Source organism: Marinomonas spartinae (assembly GCF_016461715.1).
Taxonomy (GTDB): domain Bacteria; phylum Pseudomonadota; class Gammaproteobacteria; order Pseudomonadales; family Marinomonadaceae; genus Marinomonas; species Marinomonas spartinae_A.
Window position 1 is genome coordinate 1 of record NZ_JAEMUI010000015.1, and the last position, 24,840, is coordinate 24,840.

A 24,840-nucleotide genomic window follows, 5' to 3' on the forward strand; every position below is an offset into this window, starting at 1 on the left:
CAATCAACAAAAGTCGAAATTAAAAAAATTACGTATAGATCATTATTTTTCTTTCGTTGTTACGCCCGCAGATGTTGGTGAGGCAAAGCCAAGCCCAAAAATATTTGAATATGCTAATAAATTAGCCGGTGTTTCAGCTGATGAATGTTGGTATGTTGGCGATGATTACGAAAATGACTATCTTGCATCAAAACAATTAAATTGGAATTCCATATGGTTAAATCGAAGAGTATCTAATAATAATCTAGAAGGTATGTATAGCAGTTTGCTAGAGTTTTCAAAAAGTATTATCTGAAAATAGATATTCACTAGCAATTTTATGGAAGTGTCACAAAACATTGAAGTCGACTGTAAACCTTCGATTTAATTTAATGTTACCCTTTCGCTATGCGACATTATAATATTAAATTTTACTGCAGTTTATTTCGGCTTAAATAGGGATTAGGCAATACATTATGAATCCTGTAGAAACAGGTAAAAACTACGATACAATTACGGATCTTTGGTCTGATGATCGGTTTAATATGAAAAACGGAATCGATCAACACAGAAGAGCCATAAACTTTATAAAGTCGAGAGGTAAGGCTCTTGATGTTGGTTGCGGAAGAACTGGGAGAATAATGGATTTGCTAGCCAAAGAAGGCTTTAAGCCAGAAGGCTTAGATATCTCAGAGAAAATGATCGCACTAGCTCGGAGTCGTAATCCAGAATGGAATTTCTACCAAGAAGATATCTGTTCCTATCCATTATCAGAAAAATATGACTTCATAACCGCTTGGGATAGTATTTGGCATATCCCATTGGATGAGCAAGTTAGTGTGATATCAAAATTGGCAAGTGCGTTAAATCCCAACGGCATCATGATATTTTCATTTGGTGGAGTTAATGAGCCAGGAAATCACACTGACGATACGATGGGGCCAATGATGTATTACTCATCTTTAGGAACAAATGGCTTTATAAAGGTTTTCCTCGATAATGGTTGTACTATCAAACACTTAGAATTTGACCAGTACCCAGAGTTACACACCTACATAGTTGCGCAAAAAATAGCCTAACAAAGCAATAAAGTGGGGCATCTAACACTCCGTTGCTTTCCAGTTATTATTGCAAAAAATGGAATTTCAATAGATCTTATGAGTCAATCAGAATGGATAAAATAAAAGCCATGATTTTGAGGCTAATTGGCAGGTCGTCAATGGCAAGTGCTAAGGGGGATATGCAGTATTATCCGTCGCCAAATGGTGCATTTGGGTTGGTAGCGCCTGTCGGCTGGCTGCAAAAAACGGACTCTGACTTCCTTTCGATCTCTAGCCCAGATGGGAGCGTTTCTATTACTGCTAATGCGTTCACTAAAAATGACGGAAATTTGGAAGAGTTTGCCGAGTATCGCTTCTGGTCATTACAAGGCTTATACACCCCTCAAAGTGAAGTCTCTCCAATTAAATACGGTGTTTTGCGCGAGTATGAAAGTGCATACCCGAGTGAGTCGGAGAAAACCTATTATGTCACAGCAGCTGTTCAGGTGAGAAATGCCTTTGTTGGTATGGCAGTGGTTACTAGTCGCAAGGACTATAACGAAAACAAGTCCATGTATATAAAGGTTTTTGAATCTATTAAAGTGAACTTATAGTAAGGCCTAAGTACATGATGGGGGCGTGTTGGCAGTGTTAGGTTTTGGGGGAGGCTATTATTCTCAAGTCGTTAGCTTCAGTGGAAAATGCCTTATAACACAGCCTTTAAAGCCGATTCTCAATGCTTAACGCTTGGCGATTTTTTTCAAATCAGTTTAGGTGTATAGGATACAATGGATTGGTCGTCTCGTTGTTCACCGCTTTACGGGGTGTTATACGCTTATTGATCATTTGGAGGCGTTATGAAAATAATCAGAAGTAAAGGGTTTAAACCTGAGCGTGCTTGGGTGGCAAAAGATATCGCTAATATGAATGGCATTACGACGCGCTTACATTGGACTGATCAGCCTTATAAGTGGCATATAAACGATGGTGAAGAGGTGTTTGTTGTTTTAGATGGTGTTGTTGAAATGCTATTTAAAGAAAATGGAATTGAGAAATCAGCGGTTTTAGAGATGGGTGATATATTTTATGCATCTATTGGTACTGAGCATGTTGCGCACCCTCGTGGTGAGGCAAGGGTATTAGTTGTAGAATCAGAAGGAAGCGTATAATTGGTTGCTTAAACGGAAAATTATAGTTGGTCATCGTTTCGAGGTTATAACCGACCATGATTTTTCGCTTAGCAAGGCATTATATAAGACCAGAATGAATAGTCCTTTAGCCAAAAAAGTGGTTTTTGCTGTTTAAAGGCAAATTAATCGAGTAAAACCAATCAAGAGAAAGTTCTATGCTTGAGGTGAGACTCGGATGTGAATGTTCCTATAGGTAGTAAGTGGTATGACAAAAGATTATTTTAAAAACAAAGCGGCTTCTTATGAAAAGGAGAGCAGAAGGGTCTCAAACGTAGACAATATCGCCAACCTGATTGTGGAAAGGTTGGATCTAGAAAAGGGCATGCATTTATTGGACTTTGGCGCGGGTACGGGGCTGTTATTGGAGCGCGTTGCACCGTATGTTGAAAAAATCACTGCGGTAGATATTTCCAAAGCCATGATTGAACAGCTTGAGCAGAAACGTGATGGGCTACACTGTGATTTAGCCATTCTTGAAGTGAATTTAGAGTCTTCGTCCATTGATCAGACATTCGATGGCATTATCTCTTCGATGACCATGCACCATGTGCAACATATCGATGCTATGTTCGAAAAGTTCTATTCCATGCTTGATGAAGGCGGAGTGATTGGTATTTCTGACTTGGATAAAGAAGATGGTAGCTTCCATGGTGAAGATACTGGTGTTTTCCACTTTGGTTTCGAGCGTGATGTTATTGCTGAGTCAGCAATAAAAGCGGGTTTTAGGGATTTGAAAGTGGAGGATGCCAGTGTCATCAGCAAACCATATGGTGATTTTCCTGTATTTTTGCTGACGGGGAGAAAGTAGAAACACAGATTGTCAAACCTCATCACAGATCGATTAAAATCAACAAATTAGTCGTTTTTGATACGAGCTTTCTGTGTTCATAAACTACCAGAGCTTATGAAAATGAGTGTTGATTCAGGTGTACTAGCCCACCCCTTAACACAGCATTATGTACACCTGTTTTCTATCTCAGTTTGCTTGAGAGCTTTCATTCGGTTCTGGAACCAAATCATGTAAAAAGCCAGCTACTGCATTGCGGCTATTCTTTAGCTTCAGCCCGCCGCGTTCAGATTGCGAATATGGCAGCTAATGCTATTGAGTGCCTACTGTAAACACAGTACCCAGCACTGGAGTGTTCTGGTTCACGCAAACCCTCTTGCTCGTAGTAATGAAAACAAGGCCCTCTGACAGCAAAATTACCCCCCAATTCCCCGAAAAGCGGCCGACGATATGCAGTGTTATGGCGGTAGAGTGGTTCAAAACAATCAATGGTAAAACCACCATAGATCGGTCGTATTACAGAACTCGTTCTCTCTTAATCATAAGTCTCTGCATCATTACAGGCGCCAGCAGTGGCACATTAAGAACCGTCAGCACGGTATTTTTGCCACGGAGTTTAACGAAGAAAAATCCAGAATAGTCATGGGAGATGCACTAGAGCATAGGCTCTATTTAAGCGTTTCGTCATGAACATACATTAAAAAAATGTGGTGAGTGAACTCGAATGATTTAGGGCGTTGATTGGCAATAGAAGACAAAGTAGATATACCGCGCCAAGCTGCCAGCAATAAAACATTAACAGAGAGTAATGATATGTAATTTTTCATTAAAATCAACATATTATTTTTGCACTCCAAAAAACAACTGCTATGCTTTTTTTGACGCGAATAGAAATAGATAAAAGCGTGATATACCTGAATTATTGACCCTAGTTATCTCCGTATAGGTACGTCAAGTCAGTGATGACCTTAGATATATGATGATGCTAGATAGTGAACAGGACTACACATCTTCCTAAGCATCATAATAGATTAATAAATCGGACTTTTTAGTCTGGTTCAATCTTTATTAAAAATACTAGATGAATGAAAAAAACGAATGAATCATTCGCCCTATGTTGCTGAATTTTGGAGAAATATATGTGTAGTTCATTTTTAAGAAACGCACGCTCATTATTTTTTGTGTTTTTGGTTTTATCTTTTTTTCCGACAGCTGGTGCAGCACCAGTGAAAGGTTCCCATGTTAAAATATATGTCTCAAGCCTTCCTTATCTTTACACATCCCATGCGGTAAATGGTTCACTTTTAAGACCCGCTAACAATGAACGTGGTTGGGAATACTATATGGCCACATCTTATTCGCAAATTAGTGATACTGTCTATGAATTTAAGTTACGCCAAGGTGTTCAGTTTCAAGATGGAACGCCATTCAATGCCGATGCCGTCATTGAAAATATGGAGTATTTTAAAAAGAAACCTTTTTTGTTTAGCAAAATTAATACCGTATATGACCGTACGGAAAAAGTTGATGATTATACAGTAAGGTTCTATCTAAAAGAAAAGTATGGGGCATTCTTGAATGATGTTATTTGGATTCAGTTTTATACAACAAAATATCTCGAAAAATTTGGTTGGAATGGTAAAGCGACCTGTCCAAATTTGGCTGAGGCTGGTCCTTATGGATTAGGCCCTTATATTCTTAGTGAAGGTTATATCGAAGGTGATAGAAAAACAGATAAAGCAGTATTGATTGCTAACCCTAATTACTATGATAAAGATTTAGTGAAAGTAGAAAAATTCACTATTTATACAAATCTAGATCCAAAGGTTGCATTTTCGGATGTTATTGAATCTGAAGGCTATCTGGATATTATGCCAATTGCATTTTCTGATGTTGAATTAGTCAATTCTTCTCCTTACGCAAAATTAGTTACAGGGCCATCAACAGATAATATAGCTATTCATATAAATATGGTTAATGGTAATGAAAAACTAAAAGATAAAAAAGTTCGTCTTGCTCTGAACAGAGCAATAGATCAACAACAGTTATTAACTTATGCGTTTTCTGGTTATGGTCAAATAAAGCCTACACTGGCTTCACCTAATTTTCCTGGTGTTAAAGATGCTGTAAAAAACCTGAAGGCTTATTCTGAAGTTGAGTCGCCAAAAGAAATACGTCAGGAACTAAAAAGCATTTTAGATGGGCTAGAGCTTAAAGTGCTAACTCAACAGAAGTTCATGTTTCTTTGGCGTTCATTAGATCGAGATTTACGCAAAGTTGGGGTAAAACTTAATTTTGAAATTGTTGATGAAACGACTATTTTTGGACAAATTCTGTCTACCAATTCAGGTAAGAATACAAAATCGTGGGATTTGATTGTGTGGGGGGATGATGATTGGTACTTCAATCATCCATGGGCTGCAACCTTTGTTTATCAACCAAATAGTGTTTGGAGTACGATGCCTGCGGATCCTCAGATGGGTAAGTATATTGATGAAATGTTTAAAGAAACCATCAACACACCGCAATTCAGTGAAGTCCTAACCAAAATGATTGATCATGTCTACAAAAATGCTTATATGCTTGTTGTTCCAGCTCCTAACAAGGTTGTTGCAGTCAATAAGAAGGTTTCTTACACCCCATTACCAATGGCTTCTCTTCCATTATGGGAAATTGAGGTGAGTGATGATCACTGGTCGATAAGACAATAACGAAGATGCATTGTCACTTGCTCAAATATTTTAAAAAATTCCTTTTTATCGGGATGGTAATATGAAAATAAAATTAAAACTTAGAAGTCAGTTGTTACTTGCTTTTTCTTTAATAGGGATATTACCAGTTGCCATTGTCGCTATCATTTCATTAATGAAATCGAGTTCGGCACTGGAGCATGATGCATTGGATCAGCTGGTAAGTTCACGAGATGTTAAGGCGAATCAAATAGAAGGTTATCTTAATAGTGCCAAAAAAGACGTTTCCATTCTATCAAATAGCAGAGATGTGCATGCGTTGTTCCGCGCGCTGCAAGTGTATCAAGAGTTAGAAGAAGTCAAATCTGAAAATGATAAGTTTGGCGTCGACAATATAGATTACAAAGCCATTTGGAAAGAAAAAAGTGATAATCTATTAAAATATGTTGATGTCCTGGGTTATCGAGATCTTTTATTATTATCCGCTGATAAAGGTCATATTATTTATAGTGTGAAAAAAGGTAAGGAACTTGGCTCAAATATAAAAAAGAATTTCGATGATAAAAACCCAATCTCGGTTTTATGGAAAAAGGTTATAGAGAAAAAAGGTGTGGCGTTTCAGGATTTTACACCCTATCACTATCGGGATAATAGCCCGAGATTCTTTATTGGTGCGCCTGTTTTTAATTTGCGTGGTGATGTCGTCGCTGTCGTTATTTTAGAGCTTTCTGGAGAAGTTATTAATGATATTATGTCTCAGCGTTCAGGACTTGGAGAAACAGGTGAAACCTACCTCGTTGGCAAAGATGGTTTAATGCGTTCCAACTCTTATTTGGATAGCGGACATCACTCTGTTGCTAATGCATTTTCTAATCCAGAAAATAATAAAGCAAAAAGTATAGCAATTCAGGCTGCACTGTCGGGTAAAACAGGCTCAAAATTGATTGACAGTTATTTAGGGCGTGAGGTGTTGTCTGCCTATGCACCATTAAAATTTGAGGGGGCAACATGGGCGATTGTCGCAGAAAAGTCACGAGGTGAAGCTTTTGCATCGGTAAGTGCAATAAAATGGGCAATCATATTTTCAATGTTGATTACAGCCGCCATCACTATTGCAATAGGTATTGTATTGAGCCGCTCTATTACCAATCCTATTCTTAAAATGACTGACATTGTTAATCAATTGGCAAGTGGTAATGTTCGTAAGAGAACAGATATAAAACGTTCAGATGAACTTGGGGATATGGCATCGTCGCTAGATAACTTTGCAGATGAGCTGGAAACAGTTTTTGTTAGTAGTTTAGAAAAAATATCAAAAGGTGATTTGACAAGTAATTTAACGTCTAAAGGCCAACAAGATGTCATCACTAATGCACTGATTAAAACAAATGCTGATCTGAAAAGTATCGTTACGGATATTTCAGGTTATACCAATAGCATCGTTGAGCAAAGCAATAAGGTCATGCTTTCTAGTGAAACAATATTATCTAACACGGCAAGTTCTGAACAATCAATACAGTCGATTTCAGCGGCGATTGTTGAGGTAAATGAACAAGTCAAGATTACGGCCAATACGGCTAAGGAGGCTGATGAGCTGGGTAAAAAAGCGCAGCAGTCGGCTACGATTGGTAGTGATCTTGTGGGCAAAACCGTGTCAGCAATGAATGATATCAGAGAGGCTAGCAGCAATATTTCTTCTATTCTTTCTGCGATAGAAGACATTGCAAATCAAACAAATCTGTTAGCCTTGAATGCGGCGATTGAGGCCGCTAGAGCGGGCGAAGCTGGAAGAGGTTTTGCTGTGGTTGCCGATGAAGTTCGTGCTTTGGCAGCACAAAGTACAAAAGCGGCAAATGAAACCGCTAGGTTAATTGAAGTGGTGGTTGAAAAAACACAAGTAGGTGCAGAAATCTCTGAAAACTCGTCTGAGAGCCTTAAAGAAATAGTTGATTCTATTGAAGTGGTCTGCAATTTGATGGGGAATATTGCCATTGCGTCCGATGAGCAGGCTAGAACGATTGATGATACGAGTAACAATTTAAACCGTATCGCGGCTAAAAATGTTGAAACAACATCTGAAGCCGAAGAGGGGGCTGGCACTTCTCAGAAATTAACAGAGATGTCGTCTGGACTTAAAGGCATTGTGGAGAAATTTACCATTAGTTCCGAGTCCACTGGTTCTAAGCGTCGGTCCTAAATATCCTATTAAAATTGCTGGCTAAAATAGTAAGCCAGTCAATACAGAGATAAACGAAAACCACTTTTCTGGGATGGAGAAGTGGTTTTTTTATAGCAGTTGATCAAGTGGACTATTGGTTACAGCAAAAGGTTGGCGCACTGACATGCGTATTGACTACGGATCGTCTGAAAAACAATCACAAGTTTGCGTGTTTGTACTGGTAGTGGCTCAAAAAGTCTTTTAGGATAAATGTGAGACTTTTGCACGACTACTGTGCTTGCCAATACTTTGTTAAAAACAGACTCAAAATGCTCATATATAGCTATAAACTCTGCTTTCTCGTCTGTTTTTGCCGCGTCTTGGCGTCGTCTCATAAAGCAATGTGCACAACAAGCGTGAGGTTGATACGTTATATTCTCAAAGGAGTTGAGTGGTGGATTTAGAGTTAGATCACGTTTTTATACTGACTGATAAACCAAAAGAAGCGGGTGATCTTTTAGTTTCTATGGGGCTTAATGAAAGCTTTAGTCGGGATCATAAGGGGCAGGGTACCTCAAATCGTCGGTTTGCATTTTCTAATGGAATGCTCGAAATACTATACGTACGTGATAGTGAAGAGTCGAATAATGGTCCAGCAAAAAAACTGAGATTCCCTGAACGGATACAAACAGAAAACGCATCTCCGTTTGGAATCGTTCTAACGCGAACTAATGACTCCAAATTAGGTATGCCGTTTAGCGGGTGGAAATATCAACCAGACTATTTTGAGCCACCCAATGCATTCCATGTGGGAGAGAATTCTGAGATATTAGAAGAGCCTTTATGTATTTACGTGCCTTTTATCGGTCCAGTTAGCAGAATTGAAGAAATAGGAACCTTTAAGTCTATTAGCAACGTGCAACTATCGGTCCCACTAGAGAAAATGTCTGATACGCTTCTTACATTGCTATCGGCGGATAGGCTTGACATTGAGCTTGGTAGTGAGCACATGGCAGTACTTACTCTGGATAATGGGCGTAGGGGATTATCCAAAGACTTGCGCCCAGTTTTGCCATTAATGATTCATTGGTAGATAGGTCAATATATGAAGAGTTTTTTCTTGCTCAACGGAATAGTAACTCGACGCTTATAAGTCCTATATTTCAACGATAACCGCCAAAATGGTTTAAATACGTCGCTCAACCTGACTCGTTAAGTATGCGACTGCGGCGTTATGTTTATCGTTGATTTACTTAGAATATGGAGGAATTATGTCAACAGAACTGAAGGCTTCATCATTGAAAGTACAAGCTTTTTTGTCTCAGCATGGACAGGACTTTGTTGTTCAGCAAATGCCTAGTTCAACTCGGACAGCGAAAGACGCCGCTGAGGCTGTTGGCTGTACGGTTTCCCAAATTGCTAAATCGTTAATTTTTAAAGATGGTGAAACAGGGGAACCTGTCTTGGTTGTCGCATCCGGTTCTAACATGGTTTGCACCGACAAAGTTAAAGAAGCAACAGGGATTACATTGGAAAAAGCAGATGCATCCTTTGTACGAGAGAAAGTTGGCTACGCTATAGGTGGGGTTCCTCCCGTAGCGCATAATGAGAAGGTCCAAACTCTCCTAGATAAAGACCTACACCAATATACAGAAATTTGGGCGGCTGCGGGTACGCCGAATTCTGTGTTTAAACTCAATCCACAGTATCTAGGTGAGCTTACGCAAGGTCAGTGGATAGATTTAGCAAAATAAGCATACCAAGTATTTAAAAAGGGTTCTTTTGGGAGGGCGCCGTTCCCTCCTTTTTGCTGCTGGCTCTGAAGGGTTTCTACTGAACAATTTGTCGTAAACAAACCGTCTAACATGGCTGTCAATACGTTCAACTTTTGTCTAAGCTGATGATGCAAAGCAAAACTCCTCTAGTGGACCAATAGAAGAGCATGATATGGTTTATCAACACCGCTACACCTTATCAAAATGAAGGCAAATCAAGTGAGTAAATCAACAGCAAAACCTTTCTCAGAATCTAAGTTATTACATGCCGACCGCCGTTCCAACACGGAGCACGGCGCAGTGCGCAAGCCGTTACATGTTTCCGCTACTTACGCTTACCCAAGTGCTCAAGCATTAGTCGATACTTTCCAAGGCAAGCAATCCGGTTATGTTTACTCGCGTCAAGGTAACCCAACGGGTGCCGCTCTAGAAGCTCAAATTAATATGCTAGAAGACAGTCACAGTACCTGCTGCTTCACCACAGGTATGGCTGCGATTTCAGGTATGATGATCGCTTTACTGCGTCATGGTGACCATATTATTTGTAGTCAATTCCTTTTTGGAAACACGAATAGCTTTATGGGAACCCTCTCTCAATTGGGAGTTGAGATAAGCTTCGTTGACGCCACAGACCCACAGCAGGTTGCATCGGCCATTCGCTCTGATACGCGTATGGTCTTTGTCGAAACGATTGCTAACCCAGGTACACAAGTCGCGGCTTTAGAAGAAATCGGCCAACTGTGCGCGCAGCACGCTATCCTTTATGTGGTAGACAGCACCATGACCACGCCTGTTTTGCTGCAATCTAAAAACATTGGTGCAAGCTTAGTTATACACTCTCTAAGTAAGGGCATCGGCGGGCATGGTAATGCCCTGGGGGGCTCTGTCTCAGATACTGGATTATTTGACTGGAGTACATACCCTAATATTTACCCGGCGTACCAAAAAGGTGACCCAGCTAAGTGGGGCATCACCCAGATTCGTAAAAAAGGTTTACGCGATATGGGGGCGACTTTAAGAGCAGAAGATGCTCATCGTATTGCCACAGGCCTTGAAACCTTGTCACTACGAGTCAAAGCGACCTGCGATAACGCATTAGCGCTGGCGACATGGTTAGAACAACAGCCACAAATCAAACGAGTCTACTATCCTGGCCTTGCTAGTCATGCACAACATGAACGAGCAGCAGAGGTCTTTAGTGGTTTATATGGCGGTTTATTAAGCTTTGAACTAGACGACACTATTGACTGTTTGGCGTTCTTAGATCGTCTACAAATGGTGATTTTATCTAGTCATCTATCAGATACCCGCACCCTAGCGATTCCAGTGGCTAGAACCATCTTCTGGGAAATGGGGCCAGAGCGCCGTGCCAGTATGGGCATAGATGACAATCTAATTCGACTATCCCTTGGGCTGGAAAATACGAATGACCTGATCGATGATTTTAGACAAGCACTTGCTTAGGGCTAAACCATCACTTGGAGAGCACATCTAGATGATAGGTGTGCTTTTCTAGGTAGAAAAAGCGGGCTTGCTAACAGAACCTATAAATTGACTGACTTGCCCAATATTGGCAAGGCTGGCGCTTCAGACTTGCAGAGTCTTGGAATCACAACCCCCAAAGAGCTTATTGGTGGTCATACACAAGTGAACGCAAGGAGTCTACTGAGTGGGTTGCTCACGTCAGCAAGCCTAATCAGACTTTGTAGCTGTCCTTGGGTAACTGGGGACTTCAAACATCTTATAAGTCCTAAACCAAACAATATGCAGCTTTGCGCTTAGCTTGCTAAAATCAGCCCAATCCACTCTTCATTTACTAATCCCTTATTACTAAAACCCTCCTAATGCACCACAGTTTAAAATAGGTCTTTTTCATTGGGCCTTTATCCTTTGATCCTAACTTGTCACTAACTCTGCTTCTCACTGGCAAACTCTATTGTATGAACTATGATTTCTTATCAATGGATGGTTTGATTTTTATTATTGGATGATATTTTAAAAGGCTCATTTATGCAGATTGTTATTTTTACGATCGGTACAGAGGGGGATGTACGCCCACTAGTTGCACTTGCTGTTGGTCTTAAAAACCAAGGTCACCATGTTAGAGTTGCCACGGATATGAGTTGTCAAAATCTTGTTGTGGATCACGGACTTGAATTTTCGCCCTTAACTGGCGATTTCATGGGCTGGATGCACTGTGACAAAGACCTGCAAAAACGCGGTTTATCAACATTCGCTATAGCGAAGGCGTTTCAATCCAAACTTTTGGAAATGAGTCAGAACTGGCCTGAACAGGGGCGGCAAGCGGCACAAGGTGCAGACTTATTGATTGGCAATGGCATGGTGTATTTTTTGGCACAATCGCTTGGTGAAGTGTTCGGAATTCCTGTCGTTGAAACGCAATTAGTACCAACCATGCCATCGCATCATGTGCCTATCATGCCTTTGCCTGGCTGGATGAAGAGCTTGCCACCGGCGATGAATGTTGGTCTTGGTCATCTTACTCGCCAGATTGTGTGGTATGTCTATCAACCAGTTTATAACAAAGTGGTGCGGCCACGGCTGGGGTTAGCAGCTTATCCACGTTTTGGTCCATACTATCAGAAGAAATTTCAGTGCCCTAAGATGTTTGCTTACAGCCCATGCCTTATTGAGCCACGCAAAAGCTGGCCTTCAAGGATTCAGACAACTGGACCATGGATGCTTGAAACGAGCGCCACTTGGAAGCCCCCGTCAGAATTGCTTGACTTTCTTCGGGCGGGGCCCAAGCCCATTTATATCGGTTTTGGCAGTATGTTCCATCATGATGCCCAAGCTTTTACGGATATGATTCAGGCCTCTATTGAAGAGACCGGACAGAGGGTTATCCTCGCGACGGGCTGGGGTGGTTTGCATGTCAAAAACATGTCTGAGGCCAGTCGAGACAAGATGTTAAGTGTTGGCCATATTCCACATGATTGGCTTTTCCCCCGCATCGCATTGGCCGTTCATCATGGTGGCGCAGGCACGACCCATGCTGTGCTCCGTGCAGGAATTCCATCGGTAGTTGTGCCTGTTTTTGGCGATCAGCCATTTTGGGCACAGCGTCTGGAAACACTTGGTGTGGCACCTAGAGCTTTGCCGCGTGAAACCTTGACCTCAGCAGACTTAACGAAGGCCATTACCGTCGCGGCTAGTGCTGAAATGCGTGCAAGGGCCCGTGTTGTTGCAACGATGCAACAGGCCGAAAATGGCGTAGACAATGCTATTAAAGCTTTGCAGAATTTTGGTCTTTTGTCCGCGTGATTTAAAAGGGTATAAATGACGAATGTACGGTCTGTTTTCTGTTGTTTTGCCATGAAGTGTTACGGCATACTTATATAATGGCGCAGGAATTTTTCTGCCGTGTATGAATCGGAGTCAGTATGTCTTTCTTGGTACCCATGTCAAAACCTTTTTTTGCACCTTATATTGAAGAGTTGATAGTGCAATACGCAAAGGAGAATGTAGAGGCGGGTCGGTGGCAAAGGTCTGGATCATTATCTCGAGCTAGGCGTGATATTGAGCGATTGTTACCGTGCGGAATAGACACGGAAAACCATCATTTTTTTGAAATGAAAGTGCCAGAAGTAAACGAAACAGTGGGTATGGTCTGGTTGTCGCTGGAGAACAGTGCAACGACGAGTACGGTGTTTATTTACGATTTAGAAGTCAAGGCTGAGCATCGTCGAAAAGGCTATGCCAAGCTTGCTTTGCGGGAAATTGAAGACTTCGCCGCGACACATAATATTGTCAATATTGGTTTGCATGTTTTTTCTAATAATGCTGCTGCACAAAAGCTTTACAATGAAATGGGTTATGAAACCGTGAGCATTAACATGGTGAAAAAAATTAGCCAAGCTGACGTTTGATTTTTAGAGAGAAAAGAGTGCAATAAAAAACATTCAGCCTAGTACGAACTAGGCTAAATGTTTATGGAATGGGTGGGACTAGTCGAGCATACTTCGTAGTACGTACTGTAATATGCCGCCGTGTTTGTAGTAATCCCATTCTTTTGGTGTATCAATGCGTATGTCAGCATTGAAGGTGATTTTATTACCCTCGCTATCGGTCGCCACAACGGTGACGTCATCGGCTTTGTCGAGTAAGCCTGTAATATCAAATTGTTCTTGTCCTGTTATACCAAGCGATTCGTAACTTTCACCGTCTTTGAATTGAAGCGGTAAGACGCCCATGCCTATTAAATTAGAGCGATGAATTCGCTCATAACTTTCTGCAATGACGGCTTTAACACCCAGTAACAATGAGCCTTTCGCCGCCCAATCCCTTGATGAACCTGTACCGTACTCTTTACCCGCTAAAATAATGAGTGGGGTATTTTCCTTATGATAGGTCACTGAGGCGTCATAAATGCTGGCTAAGTTATTGTCAGGCTGAGTACGCGTAATGCCGCCTTCGGTGCCAGGGGCAAGCAGATTTTTCAGCCTTACGTTGGCGAAAGTACCGCGGACCATGACTTCGTGGTTGCCTCGGCGCGAGCCGTATGAATTAAACTGCGCTTTTTCGACACCATGCTCTTGCAGATACAAACCCGCTGGTGAGTCCGCTTTGATTGAACCCGCTGGAGAAATATGGTCGGTAGTGACTGAGTCTCCAAGTTTGGCTAAGCAGCGAGCCCCTTCAATGGTTGGAACACCTGGAGGGTCAATACTCATACCATCAAAAAAGGTGACTTTTTTGATGTAGGTTGATGCGTCGTTCCAGTCGTAAAGTTTGCCATCGGGTATTTTAATTTGTTGCCAGCGGCTATCACCTTTGTATACGTTAGCGTAGCTTTTTGCGAACATTTCTTTGGTCACGATGTCTTTGACAAGATCACTGACTTCTTGAACACTTGGCCAAATGTCTTTTAGGTAAATCTCTTTGCCGTTTGTGTCTTGCGCTAGGGGTTCCTTATACACATCGATATCGGTACGACCAGCAAGGGCATAAGCGACTACAAGCGGTGGTGAGGCGAGGAAGTTCATTTTCACATCTTGGTGAATTCGCCCTTCAAAATTTCGGTTACCCGATAAAATGGCACTGACGATCAGTTTGTTTTTTTGAATGGCGTCGGATATTTCACTGGCTAATGGACCTGAGTTACCGATACAAGTGGTGCAGCCATAGCCGACAAGGTTAAAGCCAAGGCTTTCTAGGTCATCCATTAATCCCGCTTTTTCTAAGTAGTCGGTGACCACTTTAGAGCCAGGTGCCAGTGATGTTTTAACCCAAGGTTTAACATTAATCCCCAATTCTTTTGCTTTTTTAGCCACTAAACCTGCCGCTAAAATAACGCTTGGATTGGAAGTATTGGTACAGCTGGTAATAGCCGCGATAACACAAGCGCCATCACTCAATTCAAATTCTTGGCCGTTATAATGTACGATGGCGGCACCTTTTATGGGGGCTTCATCAACGGATTCATCAGGATGGGTGACAGGGCCTTCGCCTTCTATACGAATGTGTTCTTCACTGCTCTTTTCTTTACGCGCCAGACGCTCGTCCTGAAAGCCTTTTAAATGTTGGCGAATCGCTTCACCTGCTTTATCAAGAGCAATTCTGTCCTGTGGGCGTTTAGGGCCAGCAAGGCTTGGTACAACACTAGCAAGATCCAGTTCAAGGGCATCGGTATAGTCGGCTTCATCACCATCATTACGCCATAGCCCTTGGTGTTTTGCGTAGTCCTCAATTAGGCTAAGTTGTGTTTCGTCACGGTTGGTTAAACGCAGGTAATTAATGGTTTCGTCATCAATCGGGAAAATACCACAGGTTGCCCCATATTCTGGCGCCATATTAGCAATGGTTGCTCTATCAGCAAGGGGTAAATCAGCGAGACCGTCACCATAAAATTCGACAAATTTACCAACAACGCCATGTTTCCGCAGCATTTCAGTGATGGTTAGAACGAGGTCTGTGGCGGTGGTGCCTTCTGGTAGGCGGCCGCTTAATTTAACGCCAACGACCTGAGGGATCAGTAAACTAATGGGTTGACCAAGCATAGCCGCTTCGGCTTCAATGCCACCCACTCCCCAGCCCAGAATGCCTAAGCCGTTTATCATGGTGGTATGAGAGTCAGTGCCTACTAAGGTATCTGGATAAGCAAATTTTTGGCCGTCCCGATCTTCGTTAAATACCACACGGGCCAGATATTCTAAATTGACTTGGTGAACAATGCCGGTAGCAGGCGGCACGACTTTAAGGTTATTAAAGGCGCTTTGACCCCAGCGTAAGAACTCGTAGCGTTCTTTGTTTCTTTCATATTCCAGTTTGGTGTTTAAATCAAAAGCACGAGAATTACCGTAACCATCGACTTGCACGGAGTGGTCAATCACCAGTTCCGCAGGCGATAACGGGTTGATTTTAGCGGGATCACCGCCTAACTTTTCCATGGCGTCACGCATAGCCGCCAGATCCACAATGGCTGGGACACCTGTAAAATCTTGCATGACAACTCGGGCGGGGGTAAAAGCAACTTCGGAAGTAGGTTTGGCTTGAGGGTCCCAGTCTAGTAAAGCCTGGATATCGTGTTCTTTGATATTAACGCCATCTTCATTGCGAAGAAGATTTTCGAGCAATATTTTTAAAGAAAATGGCAGTCGTTTGGCTTTATCGCCAAGCCCTTTTAAGGAAAGGATATGAAATTGCTCGCCGTTAACAGTGATCTGTTGTTGGGTATCGAAACTATTGTTCATCTTGTTCCCCTTTGGTTTTAGAGATCATTGCACGATTACTGCGTTTGCCACCTTGTGGTTAAAAAGAGCCTCCCATTGGCGTGCTTGCGATTTCGTACAAAGGTTTCTATTCGGCAGATATATTTAAAAACACCTCTACTTATAGTGCAGTTCGATGAAAGAAAAAAGTGTAACAATACTTTTTTACTTAGACGACCTCATTTGCATGATATGCCTCCTTTTGCTTGCTTTCACCCAATCTTTTAGACCTGTGTGATAAACACGAACCTTAATTCTTTCGCATTTAATTTTTAGGGCAATTGGGTGGCTAAGTGTGCCCTTCGTCGCAGAAAACCTTAGCGTGTCAGGCTCTCGTTTATGCTTCTAGAGGAGAGAGCTGCATCGCATTCACCTAACAAAAAGCAAAAAAGTTGAAAAATGATTGATCTGTCTTCTTTTTGATGAAGAAAGTGTCGTTCCCTTCCATTAAATAAGGGGAGGGAACTGGAAATGCCAACGAAAAAGACAAGTTTAACCCTAACACATTTTAAATAGTCTTGTTGTTTATAATAGCCTGGCCGATTCGGCCAGGCTATTTAGTGACAGAGTGTCTTCTTGCTTCCTTAAAAGTGCGGAGTCGCTAATTTAGCCAAGCGCCTTCAGGCTTTCGTCCATTGCGTTGATAAAGAAATCCACTTCCTTTTTCCCCCAGGTCAGTGATGGCCGAATTTTTAGGGTGCCCGGAAGGGATTTTCCGATCATGACTTGACGTTGGATCATCTCATTAATTAACTGCTCCGTTTCTTCTGCCGCTGGAGTGCGGTTCTCCCTGTTTGTCACGAGCTCCAAACCTACTAACATCCCGCGCCCGCGGACATCACCGATAAGGGGGTGTTTTTCCGCCAACTGGCGGAGTCTTGCGCGTAGCTGGTCGCCAATGTCATTGGATTTCTGTACCAGTTTTTCACGTTCGATGACGTCAAGCACGGCCATTCCTGCCGCACAGGCAACGGTATTTCCGCCAAAGGTACTGAACAGAAGAGGGTGGGTGCCACCGATGAACTGCTTCATCATCTTGCTAGAAAGAATCACCACTCCCAGTGGATGGCCGTTAGCGACAGGCTTACCCATGGTAATAAAATCGACTTTTTCTGGGTTCAATCCCGCTCCCATGAAGCCCCAAAAAGTTCCCATTCGTCCGAGGCCTGCTTGCACTTCATCGGCGATGACATAACCGCCCGCCGCGTGGGCTTTATCGGCAATTCGGTCAAAGTAGCTGTCGGGCGGAGTGATGACACCGTGGGCACACATGGCCGTATCGACGATAAGGGCGGCTGGCTGAAAGCCGCGCTGATTTAGAGCCTGTATGGCACGGTCAGCATCCGCTGCGTAAAGGGCTGCCGCATCGGGATGGTTCGCGTAAGGGCCGTTGTACATATCCGGCTCGATTAGACACTCGATCTGTGTTGGGTATTGAGCTTCTGGCAGATGCAGCCATGACTCTGGAGAATATTTTGTCGTCAGTTCAGTACAACCATGATAGGCGTTATTAAGGACTAAGCCACCCTGATGACCACTTAGAGACTGGGCTATCTGTATCGCTAGGTCGTTGGCTTCGCTGCCGGAATTGACAAAAATGCAAGTGTCCAGATGGTCGGGAAGGTCTTTGGTCAGTCTTGCGGCGTAGTCCGCGACAATGTCACACATATAGCGTGTATTGGTGTTCAGTGCCTCGGCCTGACGAGCGATTGCTTTGACAATATGCGGGTTACAGTGGCCCATTTGGGGAACGTTATTGTAAGCATCAAGATAGGCTGTGCCATCTGCACTGTACATCCAGCCGCCTTGAGCGCGCGTGATGTGTAATGGTTGATCATAAAAATGCCAAATTTTACCCAGATGTTGCTCTCTGTGTTGGACTAACTCATCTTGATGATCTGAAAATTGGGGCCCCTTGTTGTCAATTGGGCTGTAGACGGGGAAGCGTAAGGCGTCACGCAACCGACGAGTAACGGTTTCTTGGCCCATTTCGTTCAGCTTGAATAGCATCTTGGTAAAGAGGCGATCTTCCAGATGGGTTCCTGCCTCGGGGTCGTTGAGTTTGCGGTAGTTGATGATAAGAGAGGCTATCGCTAGTCGTAGATGCATCACATCAAACAGTAAATCAACTTCTTGTCCTGTGAGGGGATAGGCGCTGTCGTACCCTTGGGCAACATGCAATAAGGGGCGGATGGGGTCTTCCTCGTCTTCGGCGTAGGTCTCAGATATGGTAACGATTTCTGCCAAAATGCTGTTAAATGCCACATCTCCGAAGTCCAGAACCGCGGCTATTTCAGTCGGATCGTCATGACTTACCATCACATTGGCGTCGTTAGCGTCCTGATGAACTAATTGGCAACGTGTTTTTTTCAGGGCTGGCAGGGTGTGATGTTCTGCTTTATCGAAGGTAGAAGTGAGCAGATCGCGCAGTTCCCCTTCTGGTAGGCCGGGGAGCATATCGCGTAATTGCAGACAATGTCCTAGATCCCAAAGGTGCTGGTTACTGCCTGCATAGGGGTGATAAAAACTTTGTAGCGCGGCGTTCATCCGTCCCATGGTGGCACCGATATTAAAGTAATACTCATCGCAATAGGCTTCTGGGGTATTTTCCACAACACGGCCATCCATAAAGGCAATCAGGCGGATCATATGACGCTCACCACTTAGCTCGGACGTAATCCACTCGTAGGCGTTATGCTGACGGGTTGGTATAACAGGAGGTACGACCAATGTCGGGTCTTGCTCAAGGATATGTTCGACCGCCTTTATTTGAAGGTCAACAATCCCCTCGGGTTCTTGCGCATTGGAAATTTTGATCACTCCTTGAGGGCCCTCTTCATTACGAACCAGCCAAGCGAGATCCCGTTCGCTATTCAGTGCGGTGAAGCTACCTTCTAGACCATACAGTTCTCTGACCAGAGATTTAATCTGAGAGAGTTCAAACTGAGGTGGATTTCGCTTCGCTAGAGATAAGTGATTCGTCATAGTGTTGTCCTTTCAAGAAGTAAGTAGCCGCTGTCTGCATGGGGTCATCGCAGACCATTGAGCTTATTCTGAGGTGAGGTCGAAAAGAAGAAAATAACCCCTATGGCGTAGTTGACTGTGATTCGGTGCAAAAAAATACCCTGCAAAGGGTATACCGCTTTGGCCCGGAGGGATTCAGAGTAGTGGAGGTTGTGTTGAGCGGTAAGCGGAAGCCTTGACGCTAATTCAACCGACCCCCTTCGTTTGATTTCCACAAAAACAGGATGAAAACCGCTATGAATGAGACGATTAAAGCAATGCTGGAAAAATACAATGTCACACCAGAGACCCGCGCTTTTATTGAAGCTGGTCATCAGAAGATGTTTATCGACGGTCAATTTGTCGATAGCGAGGATGGAGCGACGCTCAATATTGAAGACCCGTCCAATGGTGCGCATTTGTTGACAGTACCTAAAGCGACTGTAGCCGATTTGGACCGGGCCGTTGCCGCCGCTAACCGCGCATTCAGAACGGGCCCATGGGCAGAGATGAAGCCAAATGAGCGTCAAGCACTATTATTCCGCATGGCCGATGTGATGGAAGCTCACGCTCAGACTTTGGCTGAACTGGAAGCAATTGACGCGGGTAAGGCGATCAGTGGTTGTCATGAAGTGGATATTGCTGGGTCGATCGACTTTTTGCGTTACATGGCCGGATGGACGACGAAGATAGAAGGCAGCACCCGTAACGTCTCCTGTCCTGGGGAAGCGTTTGGTTTTACCTTGAAAGAACCGATTGGCGTTGTTGGTGCGATTGTGCCATGGAACTGGCCGCTGAACATGGCGATGTGGAAAATGTGCGCACCGCTGGTGGTGGGTTGTACGATTGTGCTGAAACCTGCAGAGATCACGCCGATGAGTATGATCTATTTAATGAGAATCTGGCAGGAAGCTGGATTACCGGATGGTGTGGTGAATATTGTCATTGGCACGGGGACTGAGATTGGTAGCCCTCTGGCCGGCCATCCAGGAATCAACAAAGTATCCTTCACTGGCTCAACACCCGTGGGTAAGCTGGTGGGGAAAGCCGCTTTGGAAAACATGAATCCTGCTACGTTAGAGTTAGGCGGAAAATCTGCCATGGTTGCTTTTGATGATGCCAATCTAGAGGATATCGTCACAGGAACATTGCAATCCGTTTTCTTTAATTCTGGTCAGACCTGTTCTGCTGGTTCGCGTCTATATGTTCAGCGTGGCTTATATGACCAAGCCGTTGCTGCCGTTGCAAAAGCGGCCAATGAGATGGTGATTGGCGATCCGCTTGATACGAGCATTACGCAAGGGCCACAAATTAGTCGTCGTCAACTGGATAAGATACTTAACTATATTGAATCGGGTAAAGCCGAAGGCGCTCGATTGGTGTGCGGTGGCGAACAAGTGGATCGCCCTGGCTATTACATGCAGGCGACGGTATTTGCCGATTGTAATAATTCAATGAAAATCGTACGCGAAGAGATCTTTGGCCCTGTACTGGCTGTTATTCCGTTTGAGACGGAAGAAGAGGCGGTGCGCCTAGCGAATGATTCGGATTATGGTCTTACAGCCTCTGTGTTTACTCAGGACGTGAGCCGAGCACATCGACTGATTAAGAAAATGGAAGCCGGTACGGTCTTTGTGAACACCCATGATGCGATGGATTCTTCGTTGCCGTTTGGTGGTTACAAACAGTCGGGTATCGGCCGTGATTTGGGGCCTGAGCAATTAGAACACTTCCTACAAGTAAAAACGGTGATCATGCAGTTATAATGGGCTATTCGTTGCTGGGGGAATTTGTATGTCCTGCAACGGATAAAGCAGGCACATACAAATGAGGTACTGATGAGCAGAACAATACACCCAACAGCCATAGCAATGATTACCCGTTTGTCCGAAGGTTTGATCCAGCTCGTTCCACAGATCGGTAGTGAGGACTTTCCTCACTTACTGGTTGAAGTGATCAAGCTATTTGTTCCTGCGGATGAGATAACACTGATTTTATTTGAGGATAAGCCTGAAGTTTTGGTGTCGGAGAAAACCGAGCAGATAGGTAATCAGTCAATTGATATGTATCTTGCGGGGGCCTATTTACTGGACCCATTTTACCGCGCGAGTGTCGAGTTGACGCAAAGCCAATTTTTCACTTATGACGAACTCGTCCCTGATGGGTTTCGTCAGAGTGAGTTCTACAAGCAGTATTTGGTTAAGATTGGACTTGAAGATGAGTGTGGCTATCTGATTATCTTCCCAGGAGGGCAGTTTCTGCATCTGAGTATTGGTCATGGTAGAGGGAGTTCGTCTCGCTTAACCCCCTCAGAACAGCAACTGCTTGACATTTTGACGCCTCTTATTGATATGTTGTGTCAACAGCATTGGGGGGAACAACTGTCGAAACCCCTTAACCGTCAGTTAGATCAGGCATTAGCTAATTTTGGCTCCTCAAAACTGACAGAACGGGAATGTGCTGTTATCCGCATGGTATTACAGGGGTATTCTCCAGCAGCCATTGCCGACAAGCTATTTATCTCTCCGGGAACCGTACGGGTTCACTTGCGTAATAGCTACAAAAAACTTGATATCGGTTCTCAGCTTGATCTGCATAATTTGTTTATAGGTGCTTTGATGCAGTTTGAACACTATGAGGGAGGCGATCCGTTAGAAGGGTTTTTCTGACCGCTCGATGCTTGTTGATGTTGTATCAAAAAGTAGGACGTTAGGAAAACGCTATATAATATCATCGGCACTGGCATTATCGCCGACACAATTTTAGAGGTATGAATGTTTTCTCTTAAAGGATTAAATGCCCTGATTACAGGTGGTACTTCAGGTATCGGATTGGCAAGCGCAAGACGCTTTGCCGCTGCAGGCGCCAAGGTGGCGATCGTTGGTCGTCGTGATGGAACACATCTCGCCGATGAAATAAACGGAATATTCCTGCAAGCAGATGTGACCGATGAGGATCAGTTGCGCGCGTGTTTCGAGGAAGCGCAGGCACGCATGGGCAAGCTCGATATTGTTATGAACAATGCCGGAATTGAAAATTCTGGGCCGACCATTGCCGAGCAAAGTGCCGATGAGTTTCAACGAATCTTGGAGATCAATGTAAAAGCGGTCTTCAACGGCTTGCGCTTTGCGCCGCTACATATGAATGACGGTGGGTCGATTATCAATACGTCGTCCGACGTGTCAAAAGTCGGTTATCCCGGTTACGGTCAATACTCCGCAACCAAGTCAGCGGTTTGTAGTTTAACGCGAGTGGCTGCTATGGAATTGGTTCCGCGAAAGATTCGAGTGAATGCGATCTGCCCAGCCTCCATATGGACCGAGATGCTGTATCCTGGCCATCCTGAAGTGGTAATGACCGAGCGAACAAGCCCCATGAGCAGGGTTGGTCAACCTGAGGAGGTGGCGGCACTATGTCATTTTCTTGCTGCGCCTGACTGTAGCTACTTGACGGGTCAATCAATCAACGTCGATGGCGGACTGTCGGCAGGTATGGCAGATCACACTTTTGAGAGATTGATGCGGGACTGAAAGCGTTTAGAAGGAGGCCGGACAAATTAAGCAAGCTGACGCTAAAATGCGCAGCTTCATTCAGCATTATGTGATTGGAGATTACATTGAATATCGAATACAAAGTGAATAAGCAAATTTCGGCCGAGGAATTTATAGACTTACTTAAGCGCTCAACATTGGGGGAGCGCAGACCAATTGAAAACATCAAATGTATCAATGGTATGCTGGAAAACAGCAATCTTATTATCACAGCGTGGGACGGCAGCAAGCTTGTTGGTGTTGCTCGCTCTGTTACAGATTTCCATTATTGCTGCTATCTGTCAGATCTAGCGGTTGATGAAGAATATCAAAGGTTGGGTATAGGTAAGCAGTTACAGGTTCAAACACAAGGCCACATAGAGCCGACTTGTAAACTGTTTCTCATCGCCGCCCCGGCAGCCAATGACTATTATGGGCCACTTGGTTACACCAAAAATGAGCGTTGTTGGGTGCTAGAACGTGGCCGTAAAATTATCACATAACAATCATTAAGAGGGATTTTTAACGCTTGACATGGTCAGTCTGAGTCAGTTTTAGTGTTTACGGCACAATGCACAAGCCTTTGTATTGTGTTATCTGCTACTTAACAAGTCGGTATGTGAAGGAATAGGTAACATGGAAATTAAGAAGCTTCAAAAAGCCGATCTAGAAGGGTTGTTACGACTTTACAGGCACCTTCATCTTGATGACGAACACCTCGAATTTGAAAAGGCTTCAGAAATATGGGCACAGTCAGCGAAAAACGACGCTATTTCCTACTGGGGCCTTTTTCTAAAAAGTACGCTTGTGAGTTCCTGTCAGCTAGTTCAAGTGCCAAATCTGACTCGGGGTGGTAGACCGTATTGTTTGATAGAGAATGTGGTGACGCACCCAGAGTACAGAAATAGAGGATATGGTAAAACACTTTTAACCTCAGTTTTGGACTATGTCTGGTCACAGGGATGTTATAAAACGATGTTAATGACAGGTCGTAGCGAGGAAAGTGTATTGGAATTCTATGAAAGGGTGGGATTTAATGGTCGTGAAAAACAGGCATTCATCGCAAAGCCAAGCAATATATAACCGTTTCCCCATGTGCGATATCCGTTCCGTCGCCTTTTTTGTGATAGCTATACCACAAAAAATTCCAACGACACTACGGCGCCATTGGTGGGCGTTACACAAAAAGGAGATTTCAAAACCATGGAAAAGTTTGATTGGCATAAAAATCCAATAGATGATTATACAATAATCACGGATAGTTATAAAACAACCCAGAATGTCCGTAGATATTTCAAATCGAAATTTGGTGAATCGTTTAAATTTGATCGTACTTTTATGGATTGGATGAAGAATGCAACTGGCTTGACTATGGCTGACGCTGCACAAGAGTGGATTAGACGCCAAGCATCAAAATAAGTTATTAACCAAACATTCTTACTTATGTAGGGTCGCGTAGAGAGGTCTTGTATAACAAAATATTAGCCTCAAAATGCCCTACGAGCGAATAAAAAATTTGGTAGGATTTAATTATGATTACAGCAGATAGTGAATTAAAACCCTATAAAACAAAATTTACAAACAGTGCGGCTACCTCATTTAGCGATAATACAGCAGATAAAGGCGGAGATGGTGACGGCTTCAGACCTCATGAGCTACTTGAAGCTGCATTTGCTTGTTGCATGAATATGTCGGTACGAATGTACGCAGACAAACAGTCAATCAACCTAGACTCTGTTACAACACATGTCACTATTGATCGAACTGAACCTGGTGAAGCGTGCTTTGAGTACAGTATTCAATTAAATGGAGATATATCGGAAAAAGAAACCAACGATATTTTGGAAATGGTAAAAAATTGTCCTGTTCGAAAAACGCTGTCATCAACATTATCGTTTAAAATAAAAGGCTAATAAAGTGTTGTTACGCTACCCCATGGAATAGGAAGCTAGCCTCG

Annotated in this window: 22 protein-coding genes; 20 read left to right on the plus strand and 2 right to left on the minus strand. The window is 43.4% G+C overall.

Translation table 11 applies throughout. The annotated features are described in order from the left end of the window. The 13 genes from JHD45_RS14095 to JHD45_RS14155 all read left to right on the plus strand — a co-directional run. A partial coding sequence (locus JHD45_RS14095; RefSeq protein WP_199477151.1) for an HAD-IA family hydrolase occupies window positions 1-295 on the plus strand: 295 nt, incomplete at its 5' end. A gap of 160 nt (window positions 296-455) precedes the next feature. Beyond that, the gene (locus JHD45_RS14100) at window positions 456-1,058 is read left to right on the plus strand and encodes a class I SAM-dependent methyltransferase (RefSeq protein ID WP_199477152.1); all 603 of its coding nucleotides are present in this window, start codon (window positions 456-458) and stop codon (window positions 1,056-1,058) included. A 92-nt stretch (window positions 1,059-1,150) separates the two neighbouring features. Further along, window positions 1,151-1,633: a hypothetical protein gene (locus JHD45_RS14105; RefSeq protein WP_199477153.1), complete on the plus strand. Its 483-nt coding sequence runs from the start codon at window positions 1,151-1,153 to the stop codon at window positions 1,631-1,633. Between the two features lie 243 nt (window positions 1,634-1,876). Beyond that, complete coding sequence (locus tag JHD45_RS14110; protein ID WP_199477154.1) at window positions 1,877-2,188, plus strand: cupin; 312 nt, start codon at window positions 1,877-1,879, stop codon at window positions 2,186-2,188. Between the two features lie 226 nt (window positions 2,189-2,414). Further along, on the plus strand, window positions 2,415-3,017 hold the full coding sequence (locus JHD45_RS14115; protein WP_199477155.1) for a class I SAM-dependent DNA methyltransferase: 603 nt from the start codon (window positions 2,415-2,417) through the stop codon (window positions 3,015-3,017). Window positions 3,018-4,135: 1,118 nt separating this feature from the next. After that, a complete protein-coding gene (locus JHD45_RS14120; RefSeq protein WP_199477156.1) occupies window positions 4,136-5,707 on the plus strand; it encodes an ABC transporter substrate-binding protein in 1,572 nt (523 codons plus the stop codon). Window positions 5,708-5,768: 61 nt separating this feature from the next. Beyond that, window positions 5,769-7,883, plus strand: a complete 2,115-nt coding sequence (locus tag JHD45_RS14125; protein WP_199477157.1) for a methyl-accepting chemotaxis protein — start codon at window positions 5,769-5,771, stop codon at window positions 7,881-7,883. Window positions 7,884-8,298: 415 nt separating this feature from the next. Further along, window positions 8,299-8,937 (plus strand): hypothetical protein, encoded by a 639-nt coding sequence (locus JHD45_RS14130; protein WP_199477158.1) that lies wholly within the window; start codon window positions 8,299-8,301, stop codon window positions 8,935-8,937. A 178-nt stretch (window positions 8,938-9,115) separates the two neighbouring features. After that, on the plus strand, window positions 9,116-9,598 hold the full coding sequence (locus tag JHD45_RS14135) for a YbaK/EbsC family protein (protein ID WP_199477159.1): 483 nt from the start codon (window positions 9,116-9,118) through the stop codon (window positions 9,596-9,598). 240 nt (window positions 9,599-9,838) lie between these two features. Further along, window positions 9,839-11,083 (plus strand): cystathionine gamma-synthase family protein, encoded by a 1,245-nt coding sequence (locus JHD45_RS14140; RefSeq protein WP_325097301.1) that lies wholly within the window; start codon window positions 9,839-9,841, stop codon window positions 11,081-11,083. 87 nt (window positions 11,084-11,170) lie between these two features. Next, entirely contained in the window at window positions 11,171-11,401 is a 231-nt protein-coding gene (locus tag JHD45_RS22620) for a helix-hairpin-helix domain-containing protein (RefSeq protein WP_199477161.1), read from the plus strand. 228 nt (window positions 11,402-11,629) lie between these two features. Next, a complete protein-coding gene (locus JHD45_RS14150; protein ID WP_199477162.1) occupies window positions 11,630-12,904 on the plus strand; it encodes a glycosyltransferase in 1,275 nt (424 codons plus the stop codon). A gap of 119 nt (window positions 12,905-13,023) precedes the next feature. Continuing rightward, entirely contained in the window at window positions 13,024-13,509 is a 486-nt protein-coding gene (locus JHD45_RS14155; protein WP_199477163.1) for a GNAT family N-acetyltransferase, read from the plus strand. A gap of 78 nt (window positions 13,510-13,587) precedes the next feature. Here JHD45_RS14155 and acnA read toward each other — a convergent pair whose 3' ends face one another. Together acnA and JHD45_RS14165 are read right to left on the minus strand one after the other, a co-directional pair. After that, window positions 13,588-16,332, minus strand: coding sequence for an aconitate hydratase AcnA (acnA, locus tag JHD45_RS14160; RefSeq protein ID WP_199477164.1), 2,745 nt, complete (start codon window positions 16,330-16,332; stop codon window positions 13,588-13,590). A 624-nt stretch (window positions 16,333-16,956) separates the two neighbouring features. Continuing rightward, a complete protein-coding gene (locus tag JHD45_RS14165; protein WP_199477165.1) occupies window positions 16,957-19,335 on the minus strand; it encodes an aminotransferase class III-fold pyridoxal phosphate-dependent enzyme in 2,379 nt (792 codons plus the stop codon). 275 nt (window positions 19,336-19,610) lie between these two features. Between JHD45_RS14165 and JHD45_RS14170 the strand changes: the two genes are divergently transcribed. The 7 genes from JHD45_RS14170 (at window position 19,611) to JHD45_RS14200 (ending at window position 24,796) form a co-directional block, all read left to right on the plus strand. Next, window positions 19,611-21,119, plus strand: a complete 1,509-nt coding sequence (locus tag JHD45_RS14170; protein WP_199477166.1) for an aldehyde dehydrogenase family protein — start codon at window positions 19,611-19,613, stop codon at window positions 21,117-21,119. A 72-nt stretch (window positions 21,120-21,191) separates the two neighbouring features. Then, window positions 21,192-22,022, plus strand: coding sequence for a helix-turn-helix transcriptional regulator (locus JHD45_RS14175; RefSeq protein WP_199477167.1), 831 nt, complete (start codon window positions 21,192-21,194; stop codon window positions 22,020-22,022). 105 nt (window positions 22,023-22,127) lie between these two features. Continuing rightward, entirely contained in the window at window positions 22,128-22,883 is a 756-nt protein-coding gene (locus JHD45_RS14180) for an SDR family NAD(P)-dependent oxidoreductase (protein ID WP_199477168.1), read from the plus strand. An 86-nt stretch (window positions 22,884-22,969) separates the two neighbouring features. Next, window positions 22,970-23,386 (plus strand): GNAT family N-acetyltransferase, encoded by a 417-nt coding sequence (locus tag JHD45_RS14185; RefSeq protein WP_199477169.1) that lies wholly within the window; start codon window positions 22,970-22,972, stop codon window positions 23,384-23,386. 133 nt (window positions 23,387-23,519) lie between these two features. Beyond that, window positions 23,520-23,966, plus strand: a complete 447-nt coding sequence (locus tag JHD45_RS14190; protein ID WP_199477170.1) for a GNAT family N-acetyltransferase — start codon at window positions 23,520-23,522, stop codon at window positions 23,964-23,966. A 120-nt stretch (window positions 23,967-24,086) separates the two neighbouring features. Next, complete coding sequence (locus JHD45_RS14195) at window positions 24,087-24,302, plus strand: DUF6434 domain-containing protein (protein ID WP_067020862.1); 216 nt, start codon at window positions 24,087-24,089, stop codon at window positions 24,300-24,302. Between the two features lie 113 nt (window positions 24,303-24,415). Continuing rightward, window positions 24,416-24,796, plus strand: coding sequence for an OsmC family protein (locus tag JHD45_RS14200; protein WP_199477171.1), 381 nt, complete (start codon window positions 24,416-24,418; stop codon window positions 24,794-24,796). The last annotated feature ends 44 nt before the right edge of the window (window positions 24,797-24,840 follow it).